The organism is uncultured Clostridium sp., from assembly GCF_947039605.1.
GTDB lineage: Bacteria > Bacillota > Clostridia > Clostridiales > Clostridiaceae > Sarcina.
Genome location: NZ_CAMQZG010000010.1, coordinates 55,056 through 74,351, shown reverse-complemented (window position 1 = coordinate 74,351; position 19,296 = coordinate 55,056). Strand labels below are relative to the sequence as shown.

At 28.9% G+C, this 19,296-nt stretch carries 19 protein-coding genes and 1 riboswitch; of the genes, 18 read left to right on the top strand and 1 reads right to left on the bottom strand.

Annotation, left to right across the window (positions count from 1 at the left end; translation table 11 throughout):
- Window positions 1-75 precede the first annotated feature (75 nt).
- The 5 genes from cysK to nth are packed head-to-tail and all read left to right on the top strand — an operon-like array spanning window position 76 to window position 4,008.
- Window positions 76-984: a cysteine synthase A gene (gene cysK / locus Q0V24_RS05510; RefSeq protein ID WP_297519388.1), complete on the top strand. Its 909-nt coding sequence runs from the start codon at window positions 76-78 to the stop codon at window positions 982-984.
- 19 nt (window positions 985-1,003) lie between these two features.
- A complete protein-coding gene (gene epsC, locus Q0V24_RS05505; protein ID WP_297519386.1) occupies window positions 1,004-1,579 on the top strand; it encodes a serine O-acetyltransferase EpsC in 576 nt (191 codons plus the stop codon).
- An 18-nt stretch (window positions 1,580-1,597) separates the two neighbouring features.
- Complete coding sequence (queG, locus tag Q0V24_RS05500) at window positions 1,598-2,593, top strand: tRNA epoxyqueuosine(34) reductase QueG (RefSeq protein WP_297519384.1); 996 nt, start codon at window positions 1,598-1,600, stop codon at window positions 2,591-2,593.
- Between the two features lie 42 nt (window positions 2,594-2,635).
- Window positions 2,636-3,337: a 1-acyl-sn-glycerol-3-phosphate acyltransferase gene (locus tag Q0V24_RS05495; RefSeq protein ID WP_297519382.1), complete on the top strand. Its 702-nt coding sequence runs from the start codon at window positions 2,636-2,638 to the stop codon at window positions 3,335-3,337.
- Between the two features lie 17 nt (window positions 3,338-3,354).
- A complete protein-coding gene (gene nth / locus Q0V24_RS05490) occupies window positions 3,355-4,008 on the top strand; it encodes an endonuclease III (protein ID WP_297519380.1) in 654 nt (217 codons plus the stop codon).
- A gap of 46 nt (window positions 4,009-4,054) precedes the next feature.
- On the opposite strand, the gene Q0V24_RS05485 is transcribed toward nth, so the two are convergent.
- Window positions 4,055-4,942 (bottom strand): DMT family transporter, encoded by an 888-nt coding sequence (locus Q0V24_RS05485; protein WP_297519378.1) that lies wholly within the window; start codon window positions 4,940-4,942, stop codon window positions 4,055-4,057.
- A 226-nt stretch (window positions 4,943-5,168) separates the two neighbouring features.
- Between Q0V24_RS05485 and Q0V24_RS05480 the strand changes: the two genes are divergently transcribed.
- The 13 genes from Q0V24_RS05480 to Q0V24_RS05420 all read left to right on the top strand — a co-directional run bounded on the left by Q0V24_RS05480 (window position 5,169) and on the right by Q0V24_RS05420 (window position 19,270).
- Window positions 5,169-7,460, top strand: coding sequence for an ATP-binding protein (locus Q0V24_RS05480; RefSeq protein ID WP_297519376.1), 2,292 nt, complete (start codon window positions 5,169-5,171; stop codon window positions 7,458-7,460).
- A gap of 88 nt (window positions 7,461-7,548) precedes the next feature.
- Window positions 7,549-8,463, top strand: coding sequence for a D-alanine--D-alanine ligase (locus tag Q0V24_RS05475; RefSeq protein WP_297519374.1), 915 nt, complete (start codon window positions 7,549-7,551; stop codon window positions 8,461-8,463).
- Between the two features lie 144 nt (window positions 8,464-8,607).
- On the top strand, window positions 8,608-10,008 hold the full coding sequence (locus Q0V24_RS05470; protein ID WP_297519372.1) for a VanW family protein: 1,401 nt from the start codon (window positions 8,608-8,610) through the stop codon (window positions 10,006-10,008).
- A 176-nt stretch (window positions 10,009-10,184) separates the two neighbouring features.
- Window positions 10,185-11,021 (top strand): Cof-type HAD-IIB family hydrolase, encoded by an 837-nt coding sequence (locus Q0V24_RS05465; RefSeq protein ID WP_297519370.1) that lies wholly within the window; start codon window positions 10,185-10,187, stop codon window positions 11,019-11,021.
- A gap of 138 nt (window positions 11,022-11,159) precedes the next feature.
- On the top strand, window positions 11,160-11,621 hold the full coding sequence (locus Q0V24_RS05460; RefSeq protein WP_297519368.1) for a tRNA (cytidine(34)-2'-O)-methyltransferase: 462 nt from the start codon (window positions 11,160-11,162) through the stop codon (window positions 11,619-11,621).
- 19 nt (window positions 11,622-11,640) lie between these two features.
- Window positions 11,641-12,480 carry a DegV family protein gene (locus Q0V24_RS05455; protein ID WP_297519366.1) on the top strand — a complete coding sequence of 280 codons (840 nt, stop codon included), beginning with the start codon at window positions 11,641-11,643 and terminating at the stop codon, window positions 12,478-12,480.
- Between the two features lie 130 nt (window positions 12,481-12,610).
- Window positions 12,611-12,787: riboswitch (cobalamin riboswitch) on the top strand.
- 137 nt (window positions 12,788-12,924) lie between these two features.
- A complete protein-coding gene (locus tag Q0V24_RS05450; RefSeq protein ID WP_297519364.1) occupies window positions 12,925-14,481 on the top strand; it encodes a cobyric acid synthase in 1,557 nt (518 codons plus the stop codon).
- Window positions 14,482-14,597: 116 nt separating this feature from the next.
- Complete coding sequence (locus Q0V24_RS05445) at window positions 14,598-15,581, top strand: ABC transporter substrate-binding protein (RefSeq protein WP_297519362.1); 984 nt, start codon at window positions 14,598-14,600, stop codon at window positions 15,579-15,581.
- Complete coding sequence (locus Q0V24_RS05440) at window positions 15,574-16,590, top strand: iron ABC transporter permease (RefSeq protein WP_297519360.1); 1,017 nt, start codon at window positions 15,574-15,576, stop codon at window positions 16,588-16,590. Before Q0V24_RS05445 ends, Q0V24_RS05440 begins: the two co-directional genes overlap by 8 nt.
- Window positions 16,587-17,354, top strand: a complete 768-nt coding sequence (locus tag Q0V24_RS05435) for an ABC transporter ATP-binding protein (RefSeq protein WP_297519358.1) — start codon at window positions 16,587-16,589, stop codon at window positions 17,352-17,354. Before Q0V24_RS05440 ends, Q0V24_RS05435 begins: the two co-directional genes overlap by 4 nt.
- 11 nt (window positions 17,355-17,365) lie before the next feature.
- Window positions 17,366-17,914 carry a bifunctional adenosylcobinamide kinase/adenosylcobinamide-phosphate guanylyltransferase gene (gene cobU / locus Q0V24_RS05430; RefSeq protein WP_297519356.1) on the top strand — a complete coding sequence of 183 codons (549 nt, stop codon included), beginning with the start codon at window positions 17,366-17,368 and terminating at the stop codon, window positions 17,912-17,914.
- 7 nt (window positions 17,915-17,921) lie between these two features.
- Window positions 17,922-18,674 (top strand): adenosylcobinamide-GDP ribazoletransferase, encoded by a 753-nt coding sequence (gene cobS, locus Q0V24_RS05425; RefSeq protein WP_297519354.1) that lies wholly within the window; start codon window positions 17,922-17,924, stop codon window positions 18,672-18,674.
- The gene (locus Q0V24_RS05420; protein WP_297519352.1) at window positions 18,671-19,270 is read left to right on the top strand and encodes a histidine phosphatase family protein; all 600 of its coding nucleotides are present in this window, start codon (window positions 18,671-18,673) and stop codon (window positions 19,268-19,270) included. Before cobS ends, Q0V24_RS05420 begins: the two co-directional genes overlap by 4 nt.
- Window positions 19,271-19,296: the final 26 nt, after the last annotated feature.

Genomic DNA, 19,296 nt, shown 5'->3' with positions numbered 1-19,296 from the left:
AATTTAGGGGAGGAGTTTTTTTTATTATTTTGATTGGATTTTTTGGGGGAAAACAAATATAAGGGGGTTATATTTATGAGATATAATAATGCAATAGAGCTAATAGGGGATACAGCAATTTTGAAAGCAAATAGAATTGTTGGGGAAAATGAAGGACAAGTATACGTTAAGTTAGAACGGTTAAACCCAAGTGGGAGTGTAAAAGATAGGGCGGCTCTTGGAATGATAGAAAAGGCTGAGAAGGAAGGGTTATTAAAAGAAGGAGATACAATAGTAGAACCTACTAGTGGAAATACAGGGATAGCACTTGCAATGATAGGTGGTGTAAAAGGATATAATGTTGTTATAGTTATGCCAGAGACCATGTCAAAAGAAAGAAGAGAAGTTATAAAAGCATATGGGGCAAAGCTTATTTTAACAGAGGCAGCAAAGGGTATGAAAGGTGCTATACAAAAAGCAACTGAGCTTGCAGCTGAAAAAGGATATTTTCTACCACAGCAGTTTGAAAATATAGGGAATTTAAATAAGCATTATGAAACAACAGCAGAAGAAATAATAAATGATATTCCAGATGTAGATATAGTAATTGCTGGTGTTGGAACCGGTGGTACTATAAGTGGGATAGGGAAAAGATTAAAAGAAATTGATAAAAATATAAAAGTTATAGCTGTAGAGCCAGATGCTTCACCAGTTTTATCAGGTGGAAATCCAGGGGCGCATAAAATTCAAGGAATTGGAGCGGGCTTTGTGCCTGAAATATATGCACATGAGATAATTGATGAAATTATACAAATAAGTAATGAAGAAGCTTATACAGTAGCTAGAGAATATGCAAAAAAAGAAGGGATACTTGTTGGAATATCATCAGGGGCAGCAATAGCAGCGGCTATAAAAGTTGCTAGAAAACTTGGAAATGATAAAAAAATAGTTGTAATTGCACCTGATGGAGGAGAAAAGTATTTCTCAGTTGGTTTATACGAATAAAATTAGGATGTGAAAAAATTTGTTCAATAGTTTTAAAAAAGATATAGAAAGTGTATTAAAAAATGATCCAGCAGCAAAGAGTAAAATAGAAGTTTTACTTTTATATCCTGGATTACATGCAATAGTTTGCCATAAATTATCGCATAAACTTTATAAAAAAAATATGTTTTTTGTATCAAGGCTTATATCTCAGGTAGCTAGATTTTTTACAGGAATAGAAATACATCCAGGGGCTATAATAGGTGAAGGACTTTTTATAGACCATGGCATGGGCGTAGTGATAGGAGAAACAGCAGAAATAGGAGATAATGTTATAATATATCATGGGGTAACACTTGGTGGGACTGGTAAGCATCAAGGGAAAAGACACCCAACAATAGGAAATAATGTTATAATAGGGTGTGGTGCAAAAGTTTTAGGTCCAATAATAATACAAGATAATGTTAAAATTGGAGCTAATTCAGTAGTTTTAGAAATGATGCCACAAAAAGCAACTGCAGTAGGAATTCCCGCTGTAAATAAAAATAGAAAATGTGATATTATAGATATAGAAAACTATAATGGAAAAGATATATATAATAATATGATTATATAAATTAGAAAGAGATGAGATATGAGTTTAAATGAAAAGATAGTAAGTCATTGCAAGAGTAGAGGTATTTATAATATTGGTTTTATTAAATGTAGAGAGTTTAATGAATTGCATGATTATTATCAGAAAAAAAAGGAAAATGGTTTAGAAAATGAATTTGAAGAACAAGATATAGATATAAGAATAAATCCAAAACACTATATGGAGAATGGAAAGACAATAATATCATTTGCCTTTCCGTATCTTCATGATGTTAAATATAAAGATACAGGATTTTCTTTATATACAAGAGGGGAAGATTATCACAATGTAGTACATAAGTATTTAAAGGAAGTTTGTGAAATTATAGAAAGTTATGGTGGAAAAGCCTTAGCATTTACTGATAGCAACACACTGCCAGAACGTTACATAGCATATCTTGCAGGGATTGGATTTGTTGGGAAAAATAATATGATTATAACAAAGGAGCATGGCTCCTATGTTTTTCTTGGAGAAATAATAACAGATATAAATATCGCATATGATGATATTAGAAGTTATAAAGAAATTTCAGAGTTTAAGGAATGTGGGGATTGTGATATTTGTTATAAGGAATGTCCAACTAAATCTATAAATAAATTTAAAAAGAACTCTAATATATGTATGTCATATATTACTCAAAAAAAGGAAATTGATGATAAGTTTTTAAAAATCATGAATGGGAGAATTTTTGGGTGTGATAGTTGTCAGCTAGAATGTCCATATAACATAGATGTTGAATATTCACTTATTGAAGAATTTAAACCTAAAGATTTTATGGATAATCCATCAACTAATCAGATGATTAAAATTAATAATGGAGAATTTAAAGCTACATTTAAAGGGACTTCTTGTGGATGGAGAGGTAAAAATATAATTGTTAGAAATGCAATGATTAAAAAAGTACTTCATGAAAATGAGGATATATCTGATGTAGAGTCAAGTTCAGAGTATGTGAGAATTTATAAAAATAGACTTTTAAACATTAATAAATTATAATGATTTTATAATTATGTCTAGAAAGAAAGGAAGAAATATAGTATGCAGCCGTGGATAGCTAAGTTAATTACATCATTACCAGATTTTATATTCCAACCAGTTGGGGGGAGTGTTATAAATAATATACTTAAAAAGTATGCAGATATACATGTAGAAGGCCTAGAGGAAATAGAAAAAATACAAGGTCCTATAATATTTATAGGAAACCATTTAAGTAATTCGGATGGTTTAGTTCTTGATAAAGTTTTAAGAAAAAAGTTTGATCCTCATTTTATAGCAGGAGTTAAACTTAGTGGAAATGCTATGACTAATATAGGCATGAGACTTATTAAAACTATAAATATAAAACCTAATTCAGCAGATAAAGAGGCTTTGAAAAGTATAATAAATGCATCTAAGAGTGGAACTAACATCCTTATGTTCCCAGAGGGTACAAGAAGCAGAGATGGGAAGATGATAGAGGCTAAAAAAGGTATAAATCTTATAGCAAGACTTACAAAGGCTACGGTAGTGCCTTTTGGAATATATGGTTCAGAAAAACTTATGCCTATAAATAAAGCAGGGAATATGGGACAAGAAACTTTTTGTCATTCAAAAGTTACTCTTAAATTTGGGGCACCTGTAGTGCTTCCAAAAAAAGATAAAGAAGAAGATAGACATGTTTATGATGATAAAATATTAGAGACTTATATGAAGAGTATAGCAATACTTCTACCAGAGGAGTACAGAGGATTCTATAAGTAAAACTAAGGAGGAAACTTATGAAAGTCAGAACTAAAAGAGTATTAGAAGCACTTAAAGAAGAATACCCAGATGCGGATTGTGAACTTAACTATCAAACACCATTTCAACTTTTAGTAGCAGTTGCCTTATCAGCACAGACTACGGATATTAAGGTGAATGAGATTACAGAAACTTTGTTTAAGGATTATCCAGATGTTTATTCCATGAGAAATGCTTCGCAAGAAGAACTTGAGAGTAGGCTTAAAATAATAGGGTTATTTAGAAATAAAGCCAAGAATCTTATGATGATGTGTGAACAACTAATAGAAAACTTTAATGGAGAAGTTCCAAAAGATATGATAGGGTTAACATCACTTGCAGGTGCAGGCAGAAAAACAGCAAATGTAGTTATGTCTAATGCGTTTGGTGTTCCAGCAATTGCTGTTGATACTCATGTTTTTAGAGTTGGTAATAGAATTGGACTTGCACATTCAGATAATGTTTTAGAAACAGAAAAACAGTTGCAGTTAGAATTACCAAAGAAAGAGTGGACACTTACACATCATCTTTTAATATTTCATGGTAGAAGAAGATGTTATGCAAGAAAACCAGATTGTCTTAATTGTACTATAAATAAAGATTGTGATTTTTATAAAGAGATATTAAAAAATCAGAAAATTGGACTTAAATAAAAATCAAAAAGCTAGATAGTTTGTAACTATCTAGCTTTTTTGCTTTTTATTTAATAATTTTAAATTTAGTTTTTTGCTTATCTTTTCGTTTGTTGTATAAAAAGATATTAGCGGATGCTGCAATGATTATAAAGTAACCAAAAACAGAATAGTTATCTGGAACAGTATTCCAAATTATAAAGCCAAGTATTGCTGTGAAAATTACCTGAGTGTAGGTATATATAGAAATTTCTTTTGCAGGTGCATATTTGTACGCAATTGTAAGTGCGAATTGTGCGATTGAAGCAAATACACCAGCAAGGAGAAGAATTAAAATTTGACCTACACTTGGAATTACAAAATCAAATACCATAAATGGTATAGTTGCAATTATAGAGAAGAATGAGAAGAAAAATACTATTGTATAAGATTTTTCTCTTGGACTAAGGTATCTAACGCAAGTATAAGCACCTCCAGCAAATAGTGCAGAAGATAATCCAATAAGTGATGCTATAAGGGTAGCACTCATTGTAAAGCTTGGTTTAACTATAAATAGTACACCCGAAAATGCAAGAAGAATTGATATTATATGAATTGGTTTTATTTTTTCTTTTAAGAATAAATAAGAGAATATAATAACAAAGAAAGGGCTTAATTGATTTAGAATAGTTGCATTAGATAAAACAAGTTTATCAATAGCATAAAAGTTAGCCCAAATACCAACAGTACCAAGAGATGCTCTGAGTATTAATATTTTTCTATTTTCTTTTTTTCCAAAACATGGAGCCGAGTTTTTTTGTATTAGATAAAAAGCTACAACGCAGCTTACAATATTTCTAAAAAAACTTTTTTCAAAGGCGGGGATATCACCAGCAAATTTTACACATGCAGACATAAGTGCAAATGAAAATGCTGAAATAATTATAAATAATATGGCTTTTGATTTATTTTGCATTAAATTTATCTCCTTATAAATTATTAAATTCTATGAAAATTATACAGGTGAAATATGAAAAAAACAAATGAAAATAAAATAAGATGAAAACCATAACAAGTTTATACAAATATTGTTTAAAGGTATATACTAATTTCGCAAGAAAATAAAGTAAGTAATAAAAAAAATTAAAAAATATAGAAAAATATGTTAATTTAATATATAATTTAATACAGGAGGTGATATTGTGTTGAAACTTAATAGAGAAGAGAAAAAAGTATGGAATATAGGAATAATAACGTTAAACTTGATTATTTTTATAACTTTAACAGTTACATTTTTAAAAAGAACAAACATTAATATCGCTTTTGATGATAGTTATATAATACTATATTTTATGAATAGTGTTCTTGCTATCCTTGCTTTGATTGCAGTTAAAACATATCATAGTTTATCAAATTCAAATGAATTATATATATTGTTATTATATTTTATTAATTTAACACTTGAACTTATCCTTAAATTTGGAGTTAATTGTTATATAGGAGATTTAGATTATAAAGTATTTATGGGGAGTCTGTTTTTAAGGACTTGTTTAATAGTTTTATTATTATTTAGAAAACAATTTAAAAAAAATTATTTGTTAAAATCTAGTAAGTTTAATAATTTAATATACTTTTGTTTGACAACGACTTTAATGATATATGATATATTAAATTTAGGTGCAGAAGTTGAGCCAACATATTTGCTACAGATAGGAAGCATAACAATAATTGTAGTTACTGCATGTTCTATTTTTTATAATTTAAAGCAAAGTATAGAAGAAGATGATATTCTTTGTTCAGTTATATCGTTAAGTTTTGTATTTATAGCAGTTAAACTTATGTATAAATTAGATAATTACTTATTTAGAACAAATTATAATATTAACAATATAGTTATGGAAGAAATACTTATGTTTCTAGCATTAATTTTTATGGTGTTTGGAACTATAATTGAAATATATAAATATACTATTAAATATAAATTAGCAGAAGAAAAAACTAATATATATTATAAAGTTATTGATCAAAATACAAGTACTAATATTTTGATTTATAAAAACAAAAAGCTTATATATCTCAATAAAAGGGCTGAAAAACAATTTGGTAATATTTCTATGGAGGAAGTGCAAAAAAAAATAGTAAAAACCAAAGTAGCAGATGGAGTGGAAGACCTTTTAAAATCAGTTGAGCATAAAGTTAATGATAATAAGATTATAGAAGGGTTTGATGGTAAGATATATGCTGTATCATATCAGAATATAAAACCACTATATACGGAAAATAAATCAGAACAGGTAGATATTTATATGTGTAGAGATATAACTGAAGAGATAAATTCAAAAAAAATGCTTGATGTTACCGATAAGAAATTCAATATATTAAATGACCATTTAGAGGATGTCGTTGTTGTGACTGACGAAGAGTTTAAAATTACATATATAAATAGATACTGTGAAAAAATGTTAGGTAAAAAATGTAATGATACTATAAATACAAGTTTAGAGGAATATTTAGAGATACCTAATATTAAAAATAAAATAGAGTTTAATACTAAGGTGAAAATAAAATCAGATGAAGAAAAAGAAATATTGGTAAAAGTTGAAGAATTAAAAGACTATGATGGAAGAGTTGTAGGCTATATATTTATATGTTCAAAAAAGGTATTAGATGGAGATTTTGAGGAAGATGGTATATTAGAAAGAAAGTTATTAAAGAAAGATGCTTTTACAAACTTATCACATGAACTTAGAACACCAATACACATAATATATTCTAGTTTACAACTTTTAAATTCACAAAAAGATATATTAACACAAGAGAATTTTATAGAATCATTTGAGCGTTATGAAGGTGTTATGAAAATAAATTCACTAAGACTTTTAAAACTTGTAAATGATATAGTTGATATTAGTAAACTTGATACGGGGGCTATAAAGTTAAATAAAAATATGTATAATATAGTTTCATTAGTTGAGAATATATCAATGTCAGTTATTCCATATATGAAAGTTAAAAATATAAACTTTATTTTTGATACTAATGAAGAAGAAAGATTTATATGCTGTGATCAGGAAAAGATAGAAAGAATTGTATTGAATCTGATATCGAATGCTATAAAGTTTACACCAGAGAATGGAAGTGTTGATGTATTTGTTGATGTTGCAGATGAGTATGTAAAGATAAAAGTTAAAGATAATGGTATTGGAATTGAAAAAGATAAATGTAATGAGATATTTAAAAGGTTTGTACAGTGTGAGAATGGAAGTATAACAAGCAAGGGAAGTGGAATTGGCTTATCTTTAGTAAAATCATTAGTTGAAATGCATAATGGATATGTATATGTTGAATCGGAATTTGGAAAAGGAAGTGAATTTATAGTTTGTTTACCTAATAGCTCGGAGGAAGATAATGAAAATGCATTAATTAGTGGAGAAAACTTAGATATGGCCTTGTTAGGTGATATTTCTGTGGAGTTTTCTAATATTGATTGTTAAAACAAACTTTATATTAAAAGTCTATAGTGATATAATTATAAGGATTAAATTCAATAAACTAATTCCTATATTTTGGAGGGACAGATAAATGAAGGTTGGAGTTATAATGGGTGGTATTTCATCTGAAAGAGAAATATCATTAAAAAGCGGAAATGCAGTTTTAGAAAACATAGATAGAAATAAATACGATGTTGTTAAAATAGTTTTAGATGAGAAAGAAGATATAATAACTAAAGTTAAAGAAGCTAAGATAGATTTTGCTCTTTTAGCATTACATGGTCAGTTTGGTGAGGATGGAACAGTTCAATCTGTTTTAAAAACACTTGATATACCTTATTCAGGATGCAATCACTTAAGTAGTGCTTTATGTATGGATAAAGATATGGCTAAGAGGATTTTAAAGTTTGGAAATGTTAGAACGGCTAATTGGTCAATGGCAAAATCTGTTGAAACAATAAATTATGCTGAGATAGAAAAAATGGGTTATCCTGTTTTTATTAAGCCTAATAGTGGTGGTTCATCAGTTGCAACTAACTTTATTAAAAGAAAAGAAGATGTTGAAGCTGCAGTTGTTGAAGCTTTGAAATATGATACAGAAGTTATGATAGAAGAATATATTAAAGGTGATGAAATAACTTGTCCTATTATGGGTGAAAGATTATTCCCTGTAGTTGCAATTAGACCAAAAGGAGAATTCTTTGATGTTGTTGCAAAATATTCATCAGGGGATGATGCTGCTGAGGAGTTTATAATTGAGCTTGAAGAAAATCTTCATAAAGAAGTAGAGCAAATGGCTTTTGAAACATATAAGCTTTTAAAGTGTAGTGTTTATGCAAGAGTAGATATGATTATAAGTAATGGAGTTCCTTATATATTAGAAGTTAACACACTTCCTGGAATGACAGAAACAAGTTTATTCCCAAGGAGTGTTGCAGGTGCGGGGATTGATTATACATCATTCATAGATTTAATAATTGAAGGTTCATTAAAAGAGATAAGATAATTTAAGATTTATAGCCATTCTAGTTTAACAACTAGAGTGGCTTTTTTTATTTCATATTTATTAAATTTTGAAAAGATAGAATAAGTGTAAAAAAAAAATTATATAAATTTATATTGAATAGTAATTTAATGAGGTGAAAATTATATGGGCGAAAATAATAATGATGTTTGGATAAATGAAGAGCGTAGAGGTAATAGGAAAAAGAAATATATAATTGGTGGCGGACTTATTTTAGTTATAGTAGGTATTAGTTTCTTCTTCTATAACATAAATAAAAAAGTTGATAGTTGGGCAAATAAAATTTATCCAAGCATTAGTATAAATGGAGTAAATGTTGGTGGTAAAACACTAGTAGAGGCGAAAAAACTTATAGAAGTGAATCTTTTAGAAAAAGTGACTGATAAAACAATTAAACTTGTTGCAAGTGGGAAAGAGATTATTGTGGAATACGAGAAGATAAACCCTGAGTATAAAGTTGATGCAGCAATAGATAAAGCTTTGACAATTGGAAAAAAAGAAAACTTTTTGAAAAAGAATTCATATATTAAAAATGGAATAAAAGAAGAGATTAAAGTTGAATTTGGATATGATGAAAAGGTTGTTGATGAATATTTAAAAACACTTAATTTGGAAGTGACAGTACTAGCTAAAGATGCAGGTATTGAAGCGGTTGGAGATGAGGTGAAAATTATACCCGCTGAAAATGGTATTGAATTAGATTTAGAGAAAACTAAAGAAATTATAGATGAGAATATAGACTGTGATACTAATATTATGAATGATGAGATAGAAGTTCCAATAAGAGTGCAGTTACCAAAGGTAACTGATGAAATTATATCAGAGATAGATAGCAGGTTTGCAACTGCTAGTACAAGCTTTAATAGTGGGGATTGGAATAGAGCAGAAAATTTAAGACTTGCAACTAAGAATATAAATGGAACTGTTTTAATGCCAGGAGAACTTTTTAGTTATAATGAAGTCGTTGGGGAGAGAACAATAGAAACAGGATTTAAGGCAGGTGCAGCATTTTCAGGTGGAGAAGTGGTTCAAAGTATTGGTGGAGGAATTTGTCAAATATCAACTACTTTATACCAAGCTATTATGGGTTCTGGAATACCATCAGTAGAGAGAACTAATCACTCAATGAGAGTTGGATATGCACCTCCTAGTGAAGATGCAACAGTAGCTTGGGGCTACCTTGATTATAAATTTAAGAATGTTTATGACTCACCAATATTTATTCAAGGAATTATAAGTGATGGAATAGTTACTTTTAATATTTATGGAGATAAGGATGACCTTGGGAACAAAACATATGAACTAGTTGGGGTTTCTACTGGAAATGTAAATCCAGGAAGTACAAGGGTAAATGATGACTCATTGCCAGCAGGGACTCAAATTGTAGAAAAAAGACCAGTAGCAGGTTTAACATCTGTAGGATATCTTGTAACTTATGAAAATGGAAAAGAAATTTCAAGAAAACAAGTTTCAACAGATACTTATAATAGTACACAAGGTGTTATTAGATATGGAACCGGAGAGTAACAAAAATGAATAAATAATAAAAGGTTTTATAAGTGTATTAACTTTGCTTATAAAACCTTTTTATATTTTAAACATCATGTTAAGGTTAGTTAATGATGTTTTTATCTAGTATCTAATTTGATATAATATAGTTAATAACTAATATTAGAAATAGTAAGGAAGATAGGTGGAACATTATGAACTATAAGATGATATGCATAGATATGGACGGAACTTTATTAAATTCAAAGAAGAAGTTATCAGAGGTAAATAAAATAGCTTTGAAAAAAGCGTTTGATGAAGGGGTTCACATAATAATATGTACAGGAAGAAATTCAAGAAGTGCTTTATACTTTGCAAATGAGATTGGAATAAAATCTGCTGCAATAGCGAATAATGGTGCGATAGTTATGGATGAGGATGGGGAAGTTTTAATTTTTAAAGAAGCACTAGAAAAAGAACAGTGCCAAAAGATATTAGAAATATCTAGAAAATATAAAACAGTACCTAATTTTCATGCACTTGGGAAAATTTATTTAAATTCTAAATTTAGAATGTTTGTAAATAATATTTTCTTCAATAGAAACGTACCAGAAAAGTATAAAATACAGAGTATTTATTTAAAAGAAAAAAGTGCATGGACATCTTTATTTGATGAAAAGACAGAGATATTTGGAAAGTGTATAATGTTAGATCCAAGTAGAGAAAAACTTAAAAAGCTACAGGGAGAATTAGATACAACTAATATGTTTGAAACAACATATTCAGGAAAATATTGTTTAGAAATTAACAGTAAAGGTGTATCTAAAGGTAGAGCAGTTAGAATTTTAGGTGAACATTATGGGATTAAACAAGAAGAGATAATATGCATAGGTGATAATGGAAATGATATTTCAATGATTAAGTATGCAGGGCTTGGAGTTGCTATGAAAAATGGTACACAAGCAGTAAAAGATGTATCGGATTATATAACTGATACAAATGATAATAATGGTGTTGCAAAAGTGGTAGAAAAATTTATTTTTAATAAATAGTAGAAAGTGATATAATTTATAGTTAGGAGATTTATTAAATCTCTAAATAGAATTACAAATTATGTATACTATCTTGATTTTTAATGGTCAAGATAATATTATAAAATATAGACAAAATTTAAATAGGAGGTATTGATAATGAATCTTAACATAGTTTTATATCAACCAGAAATACCACAAAATACAGGGAATATAGGAAGAACATGTGTCTTAACAAATTCAAAGCTACATTTAATAAAACCACTTGGGTTTAAATTAGATGACAAGCAAATTAAAAGAGCAGGGCTAGATTATTGGCCACAGCTTAATTTAGAAGTACATGAGAGTTATGAAGACTTTATGGCAAAGTATGGGGATCAAAGGATATTTATATCATCAACTCATTCTGATAGATTCCATTCAGACGCGGAGTACCAAGAAGGTGATTTTATCATGTTTGGTAAAGAGTCAGCTGGAGTTCCAAAGGAAGTACGTGATCAGTTAATGGGGATAAGAATACCTATGATAAACACTACAGAGAGAAGTCTTAATTTATCTAATACAGTTTCAATAGTTGCGTATGAAGCACTAAGACAAATAGGATTTCCAAGAATGAAGTAGTGGGGGATTGATTAATAGAATGAATAAAATAAAAATAATAACAGACAGTACTTGTGATTTGCCGAAAGAGTATATCGAAAAGTATAATATAGAGGTTATGCCTGTTTTAATCAACTTTGGAGAAGATAGTTATTTAGAAGATATAGAAATAACTAGAGATGAGATGATGGAAAGAATAGAGAGAGATGATGTTCTTCCTACAACAGCTCAAATAACACCACTTAGATTTGAAGAGTGTTATTCAAAGTATATAAGTGAAGGTTATAAAATTGTAGCTATACATATGTCATCAAAAATGAGTGGGACATACCAGTCAGCATTAATAGCTAAAAATGAATTTAACGAAGATGATTTAGTTATAATAGATGCTTTAACTATAACAAGTGGACTAGGTATGCTTGTTTTAAAAGCAGCTAAAATGGCTGAGGAAGGTAGTACGATTCATGAGATAGAGAAAGAAGTTTTAATATACAGAAGTAAATTGAGAAGTGATTTATTCTTTTTAAGTCTTGATAACCTTGTTAGAGGTGGCAGATTATCAAGAAGCAAAGCTTTAATTGTAGGTGCTTTAGGAATAAAGCTTATTTTAGAAATTAAAGATGGAGAGATGGATGTTAAAAATAAGGTAAGAGGTTCTAAAAAAGCTATAAAAGAAATTATAAAAAGCTTTGAAGAAACTAAAAGAAAAGAAGGCGAGCCAGTTATACTTATTAACTATTTAGGTGAAGAGATAGCTGATTCATTAAGAGAATATCTTGAAAATAATGATATAGAATATATTGAAACAACAGTAGGATGTGCTGTTGGAATTCATTCGGGTAAAAATGCAGGTGGATTCTTCTTTGTGGAAGATTATTAGTATATTTTAAAAGGATAGCGATAAGCTATCCTTATTTTTTTGCTCTTGTTAATAAACTTTAAAAGTAATAAGAATAAATTTAGAAAATATTGACAATTAGTAATTATATATGTAACTATAATAATTGTTAAAAGAAAATAGAGTATTAGGTGCTAAGATATAAGCTTAATAGGGAAAGTTAAAAACTACAGCCCCCGCTACTGTGTATAGGGATAATAGAAACACATCCACTGTAATATTTTTATGGTAAGGGTTTCTAAAGGATGAACTATAAGTCAGGAGACCTACCTAGTATGAAATAAACATCTTTCGGTGGGAAATGAGTGTAACAAGTAGTTGCTAAAGAAACTAGTAACTTATTAAAGTAGACTTTTTATACCTCTTGAATTTTATAATTTCAAGGGGTTTTTATATTTGAAAATGAGAAATAAGGAGAAAATGATTATGAAATCTAAGAATTTAATGATACAAGGTACAGCATCAGATGTTGGTAAAAGTGTTATAACAGCAGGGATATGTAGAGTCTTATATCAAGATGGGAACAAGGTTGCGCCTTTTAAATCACAAAATATGAGTTTAAATTCATATATCACAAAAGATGGTAAGGAAATGGGCAGAGCCCAGGTAGTTCAGGCAGAAGCAGCATGTACTGAGCCAAGATGTGCCATGAATCCAATTCTTATGAAACCAACAGGAGATATGAATGCTCAGATAATTTTTAATGGAGAAGTATATGGTGATTTATCAGCAATTGATTATCATACACAAAAAGATGAGTTTAAGGAAAAAATAAAAAAAATATATAAAACATTAGATGATGATTATGACATGATAATTCTTGAGGGTGCAGGAAGCCCTGCTGAGATAAATCTTAGAGAAAGAGATTTAGTTAATATGGGAATGGCAGAGCTTGTAGATTCACCAGTAGTTTTAGTTGGTGATATTGATAAGGGGGGAGTTTTTGCTTCTATATATGGAACTCTAGCACTACTTACAGAGGAAGAAAGAAATAGAGTAAAAGGTGTAATTATAAATAAGTTTAGGGGAGATATAACAATATTAGAACCGGGGCTTAAAATGTTAGAGGATTTAATAAATATACCAGTACTTGGTGTAGTTCCGTACTTTAGGCTTGAAATTGATGAAGAGGATGCAGTGTCTGATAGATTAAAAGTTGTAAGAAAAGCAGTTGAGGGTGAGATTAATATAAAAATTATTAGAATGCCTTATATGTCTAATTTTACAGATTTTAATGTACTGTATTCACTTGATGGAATCAATGCTAGTTATGCAGTAAACGTAGAAGAGTTAAATGAGGCAGATATGGTTATAATTCCAGGGTCTAAAAATACTATTAAAGACTTAATATATTTAAAAGATATGGGTTATGATAAAAAGTTAAATGATTTAAATAAAAAGGGAACTTATATATTTGGAATTTGTGGTGGTTTTCAAATGCTAGGAACTAAAATTATAAATACTACAAAATCAGAATGTGATATAGAAGAAATAAAAGGTCTTGGACTTTTAGATATAGTTACAGAATTTAAGGATACAAAAGTTACAACACAAATTAGAGGGGAAATTGTTTCAAAAGAAGGAATATTAAGTGGCTGTGGTGAATTCTATATTGAGGGATATGAAATTCACATGGGAAGAACTGTAGAAGTGAAAGAAAATGCAGTGCCATTTTTAGAACTGAGAGAAATTCAAGGAAAAGATGAGAGAAGAATTGAAGGGTATAGAAGTAAAGATAATAGAGTATTTGGTACTTATGTGCATGGGATATTTGATACTTTGTCATTTACAAGGAAGATTGCACATAATATAAGAGTGGAAAAGGGAATTTCTTATGTAGAGAAAGAACTTGATGAGAAAACGTATAAACAGATAAAAGATAAAGAATATAATAAACTTGCTAATATATTAAGGGATTCTTTAGATATGGATAAAATATATAAGATTTTAAATGGTGAAAATGTTGAGAGAAATTATAAGTAAGAAAACATTTAATAATAAGTTTGGTGAAAAGGATTTAGGTAGAATATCAGTCTAGTTATATTTAAGTAAAGATAGCTAGGTTTATATATAAATTATATTTTTAGGGGGAAGAAAAAGTGAAATTAAGAAAATTAGCATTGATATTAGCTTTAGTTATGAGTGGGAGTGCATTTGTAGCTTGTGGAGGGTCTGATGAAAAAGTAGAAAAGCCAGCAGATAAGGCAGAAACAACAGAATCAGCAGATAAGGATGCGCCAGCAAAGCCTTATGAGGAAGTTGAAATAAAAGATTCATCTGATTATACAGTTAAGATAAGTGAAAAACCACAAAAAATAGTATCATTATCTCCTAGTATAACAGAAATAGTTGCAGCACTTGGAGCTGAAGCTAGGCTTGTAGGTAGAACAGAATATTGTAATTACCCAGAAGAAATAAAAGATTCAGTATCAGTAGGTGGAACAGCAGACCCAACTCTTGAAAAAATAGTAGAACTTGACCCAGATTTAATAATAGCTTCAACACATACATCAAAAGAAGTTGTAGAAAAATTAAGAGAATTAAAAATACCTACAGTATTTTTAAATGAGCAAGATAATTTTGATGGAACATACTCTGCAATAATGGAAACAGGTAGACTTATTGGAGAAGTAGATAAAGCTAATGACATAATTAAAGAAATGCAAGCTAAAAAAGAAAAGGTACAAGCTGCTGTTAATAACCACATAAAAGGTGGAGAAAGAAAAACAGTATATTTCACTAATTCATTTGGAGAAAATGGAGATTTTGCAGCTGGTGGAGATACTTTTATAAGTGAAATATTAGAACTTGCAGGTGGAGTTAATATTGCTAAAGATGTTGAGGGATGGCAGTATTCAAAAGAAAAGTTAATAGAAAAAAATCCGGATATAATAATAGTTCCAAGTGGAAGAGATTTAAAGAAGCAATTATCAGAACTTGAAGGATATAAAGATTTAAAGGCAGTTAAAGAAGGACAAGTTTACGAAGTTAATGAAGATGAAATATCAAGACAATCTCCAAGAGTAGTTGATGCACTTGAAGCTGTTGCTAAAATAATAAATCCTGATATGAAGTATGAATAAAATCAAGTTTAGGAAGATAGGAAATATAAAGTTTTTATATTTCCTATTAACTTTATTTATAATACTTCTATCATTTTCATCTATAGCAATTGGAGTTGCTAATATATCAATAAAAGATTGTTTTGAAATATTTTTTTCAAATTTATTTAGTGAAACTCCAGAAACTTCTACTGAAATAATTATAATGAAACTTCGAGTTCCAAGAATTCTTTTAGCACTTTTAACAGGGGTTAATCTTGCAGTGACAGGGGCAGTATATCAATCAATATTTAAAAATTCAATGGCAGACCCCTATATTTTAGGTGTTTCTTCAGGGGCATCACTTGGGGCAGCTATAGGCTTTTTAATAGGTGGGTTTATACCTATATTTGCATTTGTAGGAGCAATAATTGCAAATGCATTAGTTTTTTTACTCTCGGGGGTAAAAGGAAAAAGTTCTACAATAAGGCTTCTTTTAGCTGGCATAGGAATTAATTATTTATTTTCATCAGCACTTGCGCTTATAAGAACATATTCAAATGATAGACAAATAGAGCTTTTTATGTGGGGAATGGGAAACTTTTCAACAGCTACATATAAGAGAGTTATAGTACTCGCCCTAATAAGTGCGCCAATATTAATTTACTTTTTCTTAAATAGAAAAAATTTAAATTTATTATTACTTGGCGAAGATGTTGCAAAATCACTAGGAGTTGATTCGGTAACGCTTAGGCGTAATCTACTTATAGCAAGTAGCATACTTATAGCTACGACAGTTAGCTTTACAGGGACAATAGGATTTGTAGGTCTTATAATTCCACATATGATAAGAATGGTTATGGGTTCAAATTATAGAAAAAACTTTATATTTATAGCAATGCTTGGAATGATATTTTTACTTGTGTGTGACAATATATCAAGGTCAGTACTAGAGAATACAGAAGTTCCAATAGGGATAGTGACATCAATATTTGGAGCACCATATTTTATGTACTTAGTTTATAAAGAAAGAAAAAAGGTAGAAGGATGATAAAGTTTGAAAATTTTAATTATAGTATAGGTGAAAAAAAATTATTAAAAAATATAAATATAGAGTTTGAAAATGGTAAAACTTATGGAATCATAGGTCCTAATGGTGCAGGGAAAAGTACACTTTTAAAAGCCATGATGAGAATAAATGAACCAAGTAAAAAGAGTATCTTTTTATGTAAGAAAGATATTAGAGAATACTCAATAAAAGAATACTCTAAAAAAATAGCATTTGTATTTCAGGAAAATAGTAGAGATATAGATTTTACTGTAAGTGAAATAGTTATGATGGGAAGGTATCCTTACATGGAACTTTTAGGGAGTGAAAGTAAAGAGGATATAGAAATAGTTGATATTATAATGAACAGGCTTGATATAGAAAAATTTAAAGATAGATATATATCAGAGCTTAGTGGGGGAGAAGCACAAAAAATTTTTATAGCGAGGGCTCTAGCACAAAAGACAGAAATATTATTATTAGATGAACCAACATCAATGCTTGATATTCATAATAGTGTTGATATTATGAATCTTATAGAGGATATGAAGAAAGAATATAATCTTACCATTATAATGGTACTTCATGACCTTAATATTGCTTTTACTTATTGTGATGAGATAGTTCTTATTGATGATGGAGAAGTTATTATAAATGCAGATAGGAAAATTATTGTAGAAAGCGAAAAATTAAAAGAAGTTTATAAAGATAAGATTAAAATAATAGAATATGAAGAATCAGATTATATAATAAGTCCTAAGAAGTAAGGAGACAATTTATGATTTTAGTTACAGGTGGTGCAAGAAGTGGAAAAAGCAGATTTGCAGAGAAGAAAGCAGAAGAATTTAAGGTTAAATTAGATTCTAATGTTATGTATGTTGCAACATCAATAGGATTTGATGCAGAAATGAAAGATAGAATAAATAAGCATAAAGAAAGTAGAAATAATCAGTGGATTACTTTAGAAAAATATAGGGGTTTTGACAAAAGTGATGATAATGAAAAGTGTGAGGTTATCTTATTAGATTGTTTAACATTAATGATAAGCAATATTATATTAGAGTCAGGATACGACTTTGATAAGATAACGCCAAAAGAAGTAGACAAACTAGAAGAATCAGTTGAAGCAGAAATAAAAGAGTTTATAGGTTCGTTTACAGGGAAAGAAGTAATAATAGTCTCTAATGAAGTAGGACTTGGTATTGTACCAGCATATAAACTTGGGGCTATATTTAGGGATATTGCAGGTAGAATGAATCAAATGATAGCAAGGTTATCAGATGCGGTTTATCTTTTAGTTGCAGGTATAGAGATAAGGGTTAAATAGGTGTGATATGAATAGACTAAAATTGATGTTGAGTTTCTTAACAAGAATTCCAGTTGGAAAAATAAAATATTCAGAAGATAAATTTGAAAAATCAATAAATTTGACTTCGATTGTAGGGGTAATAATTGGATTAATATTATTATTAGTTTCAATGTGCTTAAAAACTTTAGAAAATAGGTTAGTAGTTGGATTTATATTAACACTAACATACATATTTATAACTGGTGGATTACACTTAGATGGTTTATCAGATAGTTTTGATGGATTATTTAGTGGGAGAAATAAAGAAAGAATACTTGAGATAATGAAAGATAGTAGAGTTGGTGCTTTTGGAGTACTATCATTAATATTAATAGTGATTGGTTATACAATTTTTTTAGGAGAATCAAATTATGTAGCAATTTTTATAATGCCAATTGTTGGAAGGTGCAATCTTTATATTGTAAGCAAGATTTCGGTATATGGAAAAGAAGCAGGCTTGGGAAAAATCTTTGTTGAAAAAGGTGCAACAAAAAACTGTTTAACAATGTTTATAACAGTAAATTTACTATGTGTAATTATATGTATAATAACTTCGAATTTTATAGCTATTTTAGGGTTGTTAGTTTCATATATAGTAGTAATTAAATTGGTGAAATTTACTGAAACAAAAATAGATGGTGTTACAGGTGATATTTTAGGAATGATAGTAGAAATATCACAAATATCTTGGTTAATATCATCATATATATTAATAAATGTAATAGGAGTAGTTAAATGAAAATAGTCTTTATAAGACATACTCAAAGTGAGGGGAATAAAAAACAAATATATGGAGGGCAAATTGATTATGAATTAACAAGTCTTGGTGAAAAACAGATGGAACATGTAACAAATTTATTAGAAGATTTTAAAATTTTATCAGAAGTTTCTAATAAAACTAAGGTATATACAAGTCCTTTAACAAGATGTAAAAAACTTGCAAAAAAAATATCGAAAAATAAAGGATTTAAACTAGTAGAAGTCGAATACTTAAGAGAGTACAATTTTGGAATTTTTGAAGGTAAAAGTCATAAGGAATTAGAAAAAAAAGTTGAATATAAGAATTGGGTAAAGGATTATATAAACTATAAGATTCCAAATGGTGAGAGCCTTATTGAATGTCAAAATCGTGTTGAAAAATTTTTGGAAGAATTATGCGAAGAAAATGAAGATTCAATAGTTGTTGCGCATGAGGGTATAATAAAGATTTCGATATTATATTTATTAGATATACCTCTAGAAAAGTTTTGGAGCTTCTACAATGGAAATAGTTCAATTGTAGAGATTGAATATAAGCAAGGATTTGCATATTTAAAAAACTTAATAAATGTATAGACTTTTAAATGAAATATAAAGAAATA